Genomic DNA, 11,177 nt, shown 5'->3' with positions numbered 1-11,177 from the left:
GCCGCCCACCGGACTCCGGCCCGTTCCCCGACGGCCGCCGGACGACATCACGACAGCAAGCGAGAACCGCTCATCCCCGCCGAGGAGTCCACCATGCCCGTTCCGACCACCGGACATACCACCGAGTCTCTGACCACGTGGTTGGCCGAGCGCATCGCCCTCTACCTCAAGCGGCGGCCCGACGAGATCGCCTCGGACGTGCCGCTCGCGGAGTACGGCCTCGACTCCGTCGCCGCCCTCAGCCTGTGCGGAGACATCGAGGACGACTTCGACCTCGTGGTGGAGCCGACGGTTGCCTGGGACTACCCGACCGTCGAGGCGCTCGCCGGCCACCTCATGGAGGAGATCGCCGCGGATACCGCGAAGGGCGGCGGCGCTTGATGGAGCCCGTAGCCATCGTCGGCATCGACTGCAGATTCCCGGGGGCGCCCGACACCGGCGCCTACTGGGACCTGCTGATGCGCGGCGCAGACGGGGTGAGGGAGGTGCCCCGGCAGCGCTGGGACGCCAAGGAGTTCCACTCCGAAGCCGGAGAAGAAGGACACACCAACACCACCCAGGGCGGCTTCATCGCCGATCCGGACGCCTTCGACGACGAGTTCTTCACCATCTCGCCGCGCGAAGCCGCCGCCATGGACCCCCAGCAGCGGCTGCTGCTCCAGTCCTCGTGGCGGGCGGTCGAGGACGCGGGGATCGCGCCGCGCAACCTCGCCGGTACTTCGACCGGGGTCTTTGTCGGCGTCATGGGCAACGAGTGGGCGCAACTGCACCTCACCGACTACGCGAACGTCACCGCCCAGATCGGCTCCGGCAACGGCTACTGCATGACCGCCAACCGGATCTCCTACCATCTCGACCTGAAGGGCCCCAGCCTCGCCGTCGACACCGCCTGCTCGTCCTCGCTGGTCGCCGCGCATCTCGCGGTGAACGCCCTGCTGTCCGAGGAGTGCGACCACGCGCTCGTCGGCGGCGTCAACCTGGCGCTCACCCCGGCTCTGTCGATCTTCTACACCCAGGCCGGGCTCTCGGCCCCCGACGGGCGCTGCAAGCCCTTCAGCGCCGAGGCGAACGGCATCGGCCGCGGCGAGGGCGTCGGCGTGATCGTGCTGCGCAGGCTGCGGGACGCGATCGCCGACGGACAACGCGTGTACGCGGTCATCCGTGGCATCGCCGTCAACCAGGACGGCCGCAGCAACGGGCTGACCGCTCCCAACCGCTGGGCCCAGCAGGAGGTGCTCGGCGCCGCCTACCGCAGGGCCGGGGTCGAGCCCTCCGACGTGGTCTTCACCGAGGCCCACGGCACCGGCACCGGTCTCGGCGACATGATGGAGGTCAAGGCACTCGGCCACCACCACGCCGACCGCGCGGGCAAGCCCCTGGCACTCGGCTCGGTCAAGGGCAACCTCGGCCACACCGAGGGCGCCGCCGGCATCGCGGGGCTCATCAAGGTCGCCCTTTCCCTGCACCACCGGGTGGTCCCCGCCAGCCGCTCCGCGGCCAAGGAGAACAAGCAGCTCAAGCTGCGCGACCACGGGCTCCGGCTGCTCAAGGCACCGCTGCGGCTGCCCGCCGGCCCCACCGTCGCCGGACTCAGCAGCTTCGGCATGGGGGGCACCAACGCCCACGCCGTCCTGGAGTCCGCGCCCGGCCACGCCGCCCGTCCCGAACCGGTGAACGGCGCAGTGCCGGGCGGTATCGGCGCCGCCGTCTTCACCCTCACCGCGCCGAACACCGACGCGCTGCGCCGCAACCTGCTGACCCAGGCGGACGCGGCGGCGGCCCGCCGCGTACCGCTGGGCCCGCTGGCCAGGGCCGGCAACCGGGTCAAGGCCGGCCATCGCCACCGCTTCGCGATCACCGCCACCGACACCGCCGAACTCGTCGCCGGGCTGCGCGAGTCGGCCGCCGACCCCGATCTGCTGGCCCGGCTCTCCGGCCGGCCCGCCGCGCGCCCCCGCACCGCGTTCCTGTTCACCGGGCAGGGCTCGCAGTACCCCCGTATGACCGCCGCGCTGTACGAACAGTCGCCGCTGTACCGGCACTTCCTCGACGAGGCCGACGCCGCACTGCTGCCGTACACAGAGCGTTCCGTGCGCGACCTGGTCCTCGCCGGCGACGAGGCGATCCACAGCACCCGGTGGACGCAGCCCGCACTGTTCGCCGTCGGCTACGCCCTCGGCCGGACCCTGATGGCACTCGGCGTGCAGCCCGGTCTGCTCCTGGGCCACAGCGTCGGCGAGTTCGCCGCCGCCGTCCTGGCCCGCGCCCTCCCGCTGGACGGTGCCGCCCAGCTGATCGCCGCCCGCGGTGCCCTGATGCAGGAACTCCCCCCGGGCGGCGGCATGCTGTCCGTCCGGGCGGCCCACGAAGACCTTCAGGCGTGGATCGAGCGAGAGCCCCTGGTCGGCCTGGCCGCGGTCAACGGCCCCACCTCCACGGTGCTCTCCGGCGACCTGGAGGCCCTGGAACGGATCGGTGCCGAGATCGAGGCCGAGGGATTCACCACCCGCAAACTCCAGGTCTCGCACGCCTTTCACTCACCGCTGATGCGGCCCGTACTGGACCGCTTCGCGAAGATCGCCGCCGAGGTCGGCGGGGGAGTGCCGGAGATCCCGCTGTACTCGACCGTGCGGGGCCGGGTGCTCGACGGCGAGGCGATGGACGCCTCGTACTGGGTCGAACACATCAGCGCCACCGTGCAGTTCGGTGACGCCGCCGCCGCGCTGCTCGCCGACGGCCCGACCCACCTCGTGGAGATCGGTCCCCAGCCGGTGCTCTCCGGGATGGTGCGCCGCCTCGACCGGCCCGCCGAGGGCGCGGGCCCGGCACATGTCCTGCCGGTGCACGGGCCCGAGTCCGCCGGCCAGGCCCTCGCCGAGGCCCTCGCCGAGCTGTACCGGGGCGGCGTCGAACCCGATTGGGACGCCGTGTACGCACCCGAGGAAAGGGTCGCGCACCCGCTGCCGCCGTACACCTTCTCGACGGAACACCGTTACTGGGCGCGGAACCCGGTGCGGGGGCCGGGCACGACGGCCCCCGTGCCGGCGGGCTCGGCGCTCGTACCGCATCCGGAGCCGGAGACCGCCCCCGCGTCCGTCCTCACCCTGGACCGGCCCGGCGGCTCGGCGGATCCGGTCGCGGACGCCGTTTTCGGGGCCGTCCGGCTGGTCGGCGGCTGGACCGAGATCGGCCCGCACGACCGGCTGTACGAGGATCTCGGCTTCGACTCCGTCATGATCATGGAACTCAAGAACCGGCTGGAGGCCCGGCTCGCCGGCATCGGCACCCTGACGGTCCAGGACCTGCTGCCCCGCCTCTCCTCGGTCGGCGACCTCGTCGCCTTCCTGCGCGAATTCGGCGCGTCGGTGCCCGGTCCCGTGAGCTTCGGCGACACCGAGGAGAACCGGTCGCTCATGGAAGAAGAGAGGACAGCATGACCACTCCGACGAGCTATCTCGCCTCCATCGGCACCGCACTGCCCGGTGACCCGGTGGACAACGCCACCCTGTCCAAGGTGCTCGGCATCAACGAGGAGTGGATCGAGGTCTTCATCGGCACCAGGACGCGGTACTTCGCCCGCGACCTCGGCACCGGCGTGGTGCGCTGGTCGCTCGCCGACCTGTGTGCGCAGGCCGCCGAGCGGGCTCTCGCCGCCCCCGGTGTCGACCCGTCCGAGATCGAGTTCATCGTCCTCGGCACGGCCACCCCGGACAACCTGATGCCCGCCACCGTCAACCATGTCGCCGACCAGCTCGGCCTGGACCAGGTCCCCACCCTCCAGCTCCAGTCCGGTTGCGCCGGCGCCGTACAGGCCCTCGGCGTCGCCCAGTCGATGATCGCTTCCGGTCAGTACCGCACCGGTCTCGTCATCGGCGGCGACGTGTGCAGCAAACACCTCGACCTCCAGCGCGACGTGTCCGGCGCCGCCCCCGGCGACCTCGTCAACTACGTCCTGTTCGGTGACGGAGCCGGCGCGGCCGTCCTCACCGACGAGCCGCGCGGACAGGGCGTCGCACTGCGCCAGGTCCTCAACCGCTTCACCGGGCTGGGCCGCAAGCCCGGTCAGGTCATCGAGTGGTTCGGGCTCGCCGACCGGTACGACGACCGGCAGGCCCTCACCGAGGACTACAAGGCCATCGAGGAGTTCGTGCCCGTCATGGCGGTCGAGATCCTCTGGGAGATGCTCGGTGAGCTCGACTGGGAGGCCGATCAACTCGACTATCTGCTGCCGCCCCAGCTGTCCGGCCGGATGACCCGCCGTATCACCGAGGAACTCGACGTGCCGACCGCGAAGGAAATCTCGTGCGTCGCGGACACCGGCAACAACGGAAACGCCCTGCCCTTCCTGCAGATGGAGAAGTTGCTGGAGGGGATGTCGGGCGGCGAGCGGGCCCTCGCGGTCGCCGTCGAGTCCAGCAAGTGGATCAAGGCCGGCTTCGCCCTGGAGAAGATATGAGCATCGACAGCACCACGCCCGCGTCCGTTCCCGACGCGGGCGGCTTCACCCTGGACGACTATGTCCTGCTCGTCAACGACGAGATCGGTATGCCGCTCGCACCCGAGCAGGTGGCCGCCGACTTCGACGAACTCCCCGACTGGGACTCGCTGTACCTCCTCAAGCTCATCACGGCCCTGGAATCCGCCATCGGCCGCAAGGTCCCGGTCGGCAAGGTCCTCCAGGCCCGCAGCCTCAAGGAGATCTACGAGCTGGCGGTGTCCGGGTGAGCACCGCCGCCGTACGCCGCCGCCGCCACACCCTGTACTTCCTGGAGTGGGCGGCGGCCCAGCGGCCCGTACACCTGGACACCGACGTCGACATGACCCGCATCCAGGCGCACCGTGCCGCCGCCCGCGACAACGGCCGGCGCTATTCGGTCGTCGGGTATCTGCTGTACGCCGCCGGGCGGGTCCTCGACCGTCACCCGGAGGCCAACGCCGTCATGGCGCCCGGCTGGCCGGGACTGCTGCGCCGCCCGAGGATCGTCCGCTTCGACGGCGTCACCGCCAAACTCGCCCTGGACCGGCCCGTCGAGGGCGAGCGCACCGTACTCTCGGCGCTCGTTCCCGGCCTGGAGACCGCGAACCTGCGTGAGATCCAGGAACGAATCGACCGCTACCAGGGCGAACAGGCCGCCGAACTCCCCGAGTTCAAGGGCGTACGGATGCTCGGCCGGCTTCCGGTCCCGTTCGGCAGAGCCGCCTTCGCCGCGGCGCTGCGCGATCCGAAGAGGCGCGCCGGCGTGTTCGGAACCGTCTCGGTCAGCTCGCTCGGCCACCGCAACGTCGACGGCTTCCACTCGGCCGGCGGCACCGCCGTGACTCTCTGCGCGGGCCGCATCGTGGACCGTGCGGTGGTCCGCGACGGCGTCGTGGTGCCCGCGCCGATGATGCGACTGGGCCTCACCTTCGACCACCGGGTGATCGACGGCGCGACCGCGGCCGACGTGCTGTCCGATCTCCACCACACGATGGAGACCTTCGATGACGGCACCTGGGCGCCGGACCCCGGCCCTCGGGGAGCCGATCGTGATCCCCGGCCCCTCGGCGGACTGGAGCAGAGTACGCGCTGACCTGGACCGGCACGGGGTCGCGGTGCTCTGCGCCCGCCAGGACGACTGGCGACCGGAAGGGGCGGGCGGGCGGCTGCGCGCGCTCCTGGGCCACGACTGGGAGCGCTATCTGGAGCTGACGCACCGTCGGGTCCGTACCCGGTTCGCGGCCTCCCGTGTCCTGCTGAAGTTCGGGGCCGCAGCCGCGCTCGGCGTACGGCCCGAGTCCGTCGAACTCGGCTACGGCCTCAACGGGCGTCCCTGTCTGCGCGGCTACGACGGTGTGCACATCAGCCTCAGCCACACCGACGACCTGCTGCTGGTCGGCCTGGCCACCGACGGCGCCATCGGCGTCGACGCCGAGCGCAGCGACCGTGTTCTGTACGGTTCCGGTCTCGCCCGGCACATGTGCACCCCGTACGAGGCGGAGCGGATCGAGGCCATGCCGGTCGCCGAGCGCAACCCCGCGATGCTCCGCCTGTGGACCCTGAAGGAGGCCTACAGCAAAGCCATCGGTCTCGGCATGCTGCTCGGCTTTACCGACTTCGGCTTCAGCCCGGACCGAGCCCCCACGGATGTGCTGCGCCCCGACGGCACCCCCGGAACGGTCGGCGCGTGGGCCTTCCACACCTTGTCGTACGCCGGCCGCTACACCCTCGCCGTCGCCGTCGGCGACGCCGGCTTCGGCCGCACGACGGACCCGGCGGCGGCCACGGCCCTGGACCCGGGCACCGTCGACGCCCTGCTGGCGGCACTCGGCGAGGAGGAGCAGGACACCCGCTAGTGCCCCTCCCGGCAGGCTTTGCCCCGTTGCGTCGTCCAGCACGCTCGCCCGCACCGGACGACGCTCCTTCAGGGCAAACATTGCCGGTCGCGGCACTAGGCCCTGTCCGGGCGATCTGTGCCGAGTCTCCCCGTCGAAACTCGGCACAGACCCCTCAGCACATGGCGGGCAGACCCCACTCGGCCTGCTGGTCCGATGGCGACGGGTGGAAGAGCCAGACACCCGGGCGGACTTCGAGCGGGAGCGAGGACGCCCCGGCCGACTGGCCCGACGCGAGTGCGATGCGCAGGGCGGACGCCGTGCGCGACGCGTACTCGGTCCAGCGGTGGTCGCCCGCGGTGCGTGCGGCGCTCTCGCACTCCTCCATGCGGGCGAGTGCGTCCTCCTGGCGGCCCTCGCGCTGCGCCACGAGGGCCAGTCCGCGCAGCGACTCGGCCGAGCCACGCGCGTCGTCGACCAGCCGGCTCACCGACAGAGCGCCCGCATAGGCGTGCCCGGCCCGCGTGACCTGCCCCATGGCGAGGAGCGCGTCCGCCTCGGCGGACTGACAGCGGCCCGCCGCCACCCGGTCACTGTGGCGGGTGAACAACTGCCGGGCGAGGCGGTACCGGTCGAGCGCCAGCGAGGTCTGGTGGCGTTGCCAGGCCAGGTCGCCGAGGGAGCGCTGGATCACGGCCTCCGCGTGAATGTCACCGGACCGGCGAGCCGCGTCCAGCGCGAGGTCGTGCGTTGCCTCCCACTCGTCCCACAGGGCGCCCGCCTCGTAGTAGCCGGCCGTGGCCGAGGCCAAGGAGCAGCACAGACTCCACAACCCGGCCTCATGCGCCTGCCGCACAGCTCCGAACAGGGCGGCGGACTCCTCCTGGAACCAGCGCAGCGGCGCGTTGCCGACCACATCCTCGGGGGAGATCGCGGGCAGTGGTTCGGCCTCGTACGTGAGCCGTTCCCTGCCGGGCGCCAGTTGCGCGTCCGCGTGCCTGGCCAGGGTCAGAAAGGCACGGCACAGCCGTTCCACGGCCGCCGGGCCCTCCTGCGGGGACTCCTGGGCGAGCACCTCAAGGGCCAGGGAGCGCAGCAGCGCGTGGAAGCTGTAGCGCACGGGGGCCAGCCGCCCCGGCTGCCGCCGTGCCTCCAGCAGATGCGCCTGCACCAGCTCTTCGGTGATCCGCTCGGCCTCCAGCGGGTCCGTGGCGAGCAGCGCGGTCCCGGTCCAGGGGGCGAAGTCGGGCAGTGCGGCCAGCCCGAGGATCCGGAAGGCGCGCCTGGCCTTCTCGTCCACGTCGTGGTAGGCGGTCAGCAGGGTGCTGCGTACGTCGAGATCGCCCAGTGCGAGCGCGGGCAGCCGGGTCCGTTCGTCGCGCAGCCGCTTGGCGAGTCCGGCAGCGGTCCAGTGCGGGCGGGCCGCGAGTCCGGCGGCTGCCACCCGAAGGGCCAGCGGCAGTCGGCCGCAGAGCTGGGCGATCTCTCGTGCCGACTCCGGATCGTCCCGCATCCGCGGGCCGCCGCACGCCGTGAGCAGCGCCTCGGCCTCACGGGCCGAGAGCACGTCGAGGGTCAGGTGCCGCACGCTCTCCAGCGCACCGAGTACTTGACGGCTCGTCAGGATCACCGTGGCTTCGGGCACGGCGGACAGCAACGGCCGGACCTGTGCCTCCGAGACGGCATCGTCCAGGATGAAGAGCACTCTGCGGCCCTCGGTGCGTCCGTGCAGGAGCTCCGCGAGTTCAGTCTCGGACGACGGCAGCGGTTCCGCGCCCGAGTCGGCACCCGTCGCCCACGGCCCGCGCAGTCGTCGCAGGAGGGTCGCCATGACAGTCCTCGGTTCGACGGCTCGCCCGTTGGCGTCCCGCAACGACACCAGGACCCGTCCGTCGGGGAACCGGTCGGTGGCGCTGTGGGCCAGTCGCACGGCCAACGCCGTCTTTCCGGCGCCCGCCCGGCCCGACAGCAGGAGCACTCTGTTCCCGCCGGGCTGACCATCCGCCAACAGCCGGTTGCCGAAGGCCAGTTGGTCCTCCCGTCCGGTGAAGTTCGCCACGGTCGGCGGCAGCCACACCGTGGGCCTCGCGTCCTGGCCGTACGCCGCGAACCCGTTGCCCTGCCCGCCGGCCGGACGGTCGTCGGATCCGCCGACGGGAACGACGCCGCGCTGGGGCTCACCGTGCCAGGCCAGCGAGGGGTCGGAGGAGAGGATGCGCTCCTGAAGTCTGCTCAGCACCGGTCCGGGCTCCACCCCCAGTTCGTCGACGAGTGAGCGCCGCGCCTGGTGAAAGGCCTGAAGGGCGTCGGACTGCCGGCCGGACCGGTAGAGCGCCACCATCAGATGACAGTGCAGCGTCTCGCGCAGCGGATGTTCGTGTGCCAGGGCCATCAGCTCACCGACCAGCTCATGGTGCAGTCCGAGCCGCAGATCGGCGGAGATCCGCTGTTCCAGGACCTCCGCGCGCAGTTCGTTCAGCCGGATCGCGGAGGTCTCCAGCGAGGGCCCGTGCGGTATGCCCGAGAGCGCGGGCCCCGTCCACAGCCCGAGCGCGCGGCTCAGCGCCCGCGAGGCGGACTCGTACTCGCGCCGCCCGTACGCGGCCCGGCCCTCGGCCCGCAGCGACTCGAAGACGGCCAAGTCCAGTTCCTCCGGGGCGATCTGCATCAGATAGCCGGGGGGCCGGGTCAGCAGGGGTTGCACCGTGCCGGTCCCCGCCGCGGCCTCGCCGGTGTCCTCCAACAGGGCCTTGCGCAGCTGGGACACGTACACCTGGAGGGTGGTGGTGGCCGTGCGCGGCGGTCCCTCAGCCCACAGTTCGTCGATGAGGGTATGGGTCGACACCACTGTGTTGCTCCGCACCAACAGGGTGGCGAGAACCGCGCGCGGCTTGGCCGCGGACGGCGTACGAGGCGTCATACGCACGGGGCCGAGTACTCGGTATCTCATCGCGCGGCTCAGCAGTCCTGCAGCACGGACGCGGAGACCCGCGCGACGACCCGGCTGCCCTGGAGGAACGACAGCCGCAGCTCCACCACGGGCCGGCCCGCCGCGTCCCGGCACACCTTCCCGTCCTTCCTCCGCACCCCCTCTCGCACCGAACAGTGCAGCGGCAGTCCGGGCTCGGTGAAGCCGCGGAACGTGGCCTGCCATCGGGACAGCACGGCGTACGAGGGGACGAAGCCGCGCAGCTCAGCGGCGGCGAGCAGCCCCACCTGGCGGGACACCTCCAGGAACAGCATCGGCGGCACGTCGTCCGGTGCGTCGGCCTCGAACCGCAGCTCGGCAGCTGCCTTGGCGTCGATGGGGAAGAGCAGTTCGTCTTCGCCCTCCGCGCCGGTGCGCTCGGGCAGGCCGACCACGACGTTACGGCTGTCCCGGTGACCCACCTGTTCGGGCAGCGGCATGCCCGGGGACACCGGATCACAGAGCCAGGCGGCGGACTCCTCGCTCTGCCGCCGCCCGAGTTCGCGATGGTTGTCGTAAACGCCCTGGGCGAGGAAGGCCAGCCGGACCGAGGCGATGCCACAGCGCTCGCCGTCGATGGAGACTGCGGCCTCGCACTCCAGACCGTGCGGCACGCCGCCCACGATGTCGAGGGGCGTCATCCCGAGTTCCAGAGCGATCCCGGCCCGTCTGTCGCCGCGGCGCCAGGCGTCCAGATGGGTGATCTCGGCGCTGCCGGAAGCCACCACCGGGTGTCTGCTCGCGGGCACTCTGAAGTACCGGCGTGCCGCGAACAGCATGGTCCGGCGCAGTGACTCCATGGGGAACAGCAGATCGTGGTAGCGGGACACGGAGTCGCCGAACAGCCGGTGCTCTTCGGGTAGTTCTGCGGAGAAGGCGAAGTTCTGCCGTATCGGCGCGGTGGCCTTCAACAGAAAGGCCTCGGGGCTGGCCGGTCTGTGGACCAGATGGTGCGTGCCGAGGAAGGAGGGGGAGGGTGCGGTAAAGGTGTCCATGGGGTTGGGATTCCTTTGCTGCGGTGTCCGGCGGCTCCGCGGAAACGCTTGCGGGGTATGTGCGTCTGACTGGATGCACGTTGCCGGACTCCGCTGAAGGACCGGGGAAGCCACACTGAAGTGCGAATGTCGGCCACCCCCGCACCTCTGGACGCTTTAGCCCGCTTTCACCGGTTCTCCCTCGACGATCGGGTGGTCCTGGGCCAGTGAACCCGCCCCGCTCGCACCGCCGGACGCTCCTGTTGTGACGAAGACCTCACGTTCGGCGGCGAGATAGCCGGACCACTCGTCGGGCAGATCGTCCTCGTAGAAGATCGCCTCTACCGGACAAATGGGCTCGCAGGCACCGCAGTCAACACATTCATCGGGGTTGATGTACATCTTGCGCGGACCTTCGTAGATGCAGTCGACGGGACACACGTCGACGCATGCCTTGTCCTTGAGATCCACGCAGGGCTGGGTGATGACGTACGTCATGCGGTCTGCACCGTCCATGTGTCGTTGCCGGCGAGGAGCTGGGTCAGGTCGCCTTTGCCGTTCTGTTCGATGGCTGTGTCGAGTTGGTCGTTCATGAGGGTGTCGTAGACGGGGCGTTGGATGCTGCGCAGGACGCCGATGGGGGTGTGGTGGAGGGTGTCGGGGTCGGCGAGGCGGGAGAGTGCGAAGGCGGTGGTGGGGCTGGTGGTGTGTGCGTCGTGGACGAGGATCTGGTGTTCGTTGTCCGCTGTGACGGGGACGACGGCGAGGTCGCCGGTGGCGGGGTCGCGCACGACGCCTTTCGTGTTGTCGGTGCCGAAGCGGATCGGTTCGCCGTGTTCGAGGCGGATGACCGCTTCCTGGGCGCGTTCCTTGTCCTTGAGGGCTTCGAAGGCGCCGTCGTTGAAGATGTTGCAGTTCTGGTA

The 11,177-nt window shown here is 71.1% G+C and carries 9 protein-coding genes and 1 pseudogene; 6 read left to right on the top strand and 4 right to left on the bottom strand.

What is annotated here, in order from left to right; all coding sequences use genetic code 11:
- Positions 1-93: 93 nt before the first annotated feature.
- From ACIBLA_RS32095 to ACIBLA_RS32070, 6 genes are read left to right on the top strand one after another with little or no spacing between them, the layout of a single operon-like run.
- On the top strand, positions 94-381 hold the full coding sequence (locus tag ACIBLA_RS32095) for an acyl carrier protein (RefSeq protein WP_363243045.1): 288 nt from the start codon (positions 94-96) through the stop codon (positions 379-381).
- Entirely contained in the window at positions 381-3,437 is a 3,057-nt protein-coding gene (locus tag ACIBLA_RS32090; protein WP_399200657.1) for a type I polyketide synthase, read from the top strand. Before ACIBLA_RS32095 ends, ACIBLA_RS32090 begins: the two co-directional genes overlap by 1 nt.
- Positions 3,434-4,456 carry a 3-oxoacyl-ACP synthase III family protein gene (locus tag ACIBLA_RS32085; RefSeq protein WP_363243043.1) on the top strand — a complete coding sequence of 341 codons (1,023 nt, stop codon included), beginning with the start codon at positions 3,434-3,436 and terminating at the stop codon, positions 4,454-4,456. The genes ACIBLA_RS32090 and ACIBLA_RS32085 overlap by 4 nt, the downstream gene beginning before the upstream one ends.
- Entirely contained in the window at positions 4,453-4,725 is a 273-nt protein-coding gene (locus ACIBLA_RS32080) for an acyl carrier protein (protein ID WP_363243042.1), read from the top strand. The genes ACIBLA_RS32085 and ACIBLA_RS32080 overlap by 4 nt, the downstream gene beginning before the upstream one ends.
- Positions 4,722-5,570: a 2-oxo acid dehydrogenase subunit E2 gene (locus tag ACIBLA_RS32075; protein ID WP_363243041.1), complete on the top strand. Its 849-nt coding sequence runs from the start codon at positions 4,722-4,724 to the stop codon at positions 5,568-5,570. The genes ACIBLA_RS32080 and ACIBLA_RS32075 overlap by 4 nt, the downstream gene beginning before the upstream one ends.
- On the top strand, positions 5,482-6,333 hold the full coding sequence (locus ACIBLA_RS32070; RefSeq protein ID WP_399200656.1) for a 4'-phosphopantetheinyl transferase family protein: 852 nt from the start codon (positions 5,482-5,484) through the stop codon (positions 6,331-6,333). The genes ACIBLA_RS32075 and ACIBLA_RS32070 overlap by 89 nt, the downstream gene beginning before the upstream one ends.
- A 154-nt stretch (positions 6,334-6,487) precedes the next feature.
- Here ACIBLA_RS32070 and ACIBLA_RS32065 read toward each other — a convergent pair whose 3' ends face one another.
- The 4 genes and pseudogenes from ACIBLA_RS32065 to ACIBLA_RS32050 form a co-directional block, all read right to left on the bottom strand.
- Entirely contained in the window at positions 6,488-9,232 is a 2,745-nt protein-coding gene (locus ACIBLA_RS32065) for a BTAD domain-containing putative transcriptional regulator (protein WP_399200708.1), read from the bottom strand.
- 38 nt (positions 9,233-9,270) lie between these two features.
- Positions 9,271-10,275, bottom strand: a complete 1,005-nt coding sequence (locus ACIBLA_RS32060) for an AfsA-related hotdog domain-containing protein (protein ID WP_363243038.1) — start codon at positions 10,273-10,275, stop codon at positions 9,271-9,273.
- Positions 10,276-10,431: 156 nt separating this feature from the next.
- Entirely contained in the window at positions 10,432-10,752 is a 321-nt protein-coding gene (gene fdxA, locus ACIBLA_RS32055) for a ferredoxin (RefSeq protein WP_399200654.1), read from the bottom strand.
- A pseudogene (locus tag ACIBLA_RS32050) lies at positions 10,749-11,177 on the bottom strand (2-oxoacid:ferredoxin oxidoreductase subunit beta); the annotation flags it as partial. The gene fdxA and the pseudogene ACIBLA_RS32050, both read right to left, overlap by 4 nt.

Source organism: Streptomyces sp. NPDC050433 (assembly GCF_044458565.1).
In the GTDB taxonomy this organism is placed as follows: Bacteria; Actinomycetota; Actinomycetes; order Streptomycetales; family Streptomycetaceae; genus Streptomyces.
Note: the sequence above shows the minus strand (reverse complement) of the source record. Positions and strands in the feature narration are given on the sequence as shown.

Bases quoted from the DNA above. Each gene is read 5' to 3' on its own strand.
- ACIBLA_RS32095 (WP_363243045.1), top strand. From the start codon at position 94: ATGCCCGTTCCGACCACCGGACATACCACCGAGTCTCTGACCACGTGG.
- ACIBLA_RS32090 (WP_399200657.1), top strand. From the start codon at position 381: ATGGAGCCCGTAGCCATCGTCGGCATCGACTGCAGATTCCCGGGGGCG.
- ACIBLA_RS32085 (WP_363243043.1), top strand. From the start codon at position 3,434: ATGACCACTCCGACGAGCTATCTCGCCTCCATCGGCACCGCACTGCCC.
- ACIBLA_RS32080 (WP_363243042.1), top strand. From the start codon at position 4,453: ATGAGCATCGACAGCACCACGCCCGCGTCCGTTCCCGACGCGGGCGGC.
- ACIBLA_RS32070 (WP_399200656.1), top strand. From the start codon at position 5,482: ATGACGGCACCTGGGCGCCGGACCCCGGCCCTCGGGGAGCCGATCGTG.
- ACIBLA_RS32065 (WP_399200708.1), bottom strand. From the start codon at position 9,232: ATGACGCCTCGTACGCCGTCCGCGGCCAAGCCGCGCGCGGTTCTCGCC.
- ACIBLA_RS32060 (WP_363243038.1), bottom strand. From the start codon at position 10,275: ATGGACACCTTTACCGCACCCTCCCCCTCCTTCCTCGGCACGCACCAT.
- fdxA (WP_399200654.1), bottom strand. From the start codon at position 10,752: ATGACGTACGTCATCACCCAGCCCTGCGTGGATCTCAAGGACAAGGCA.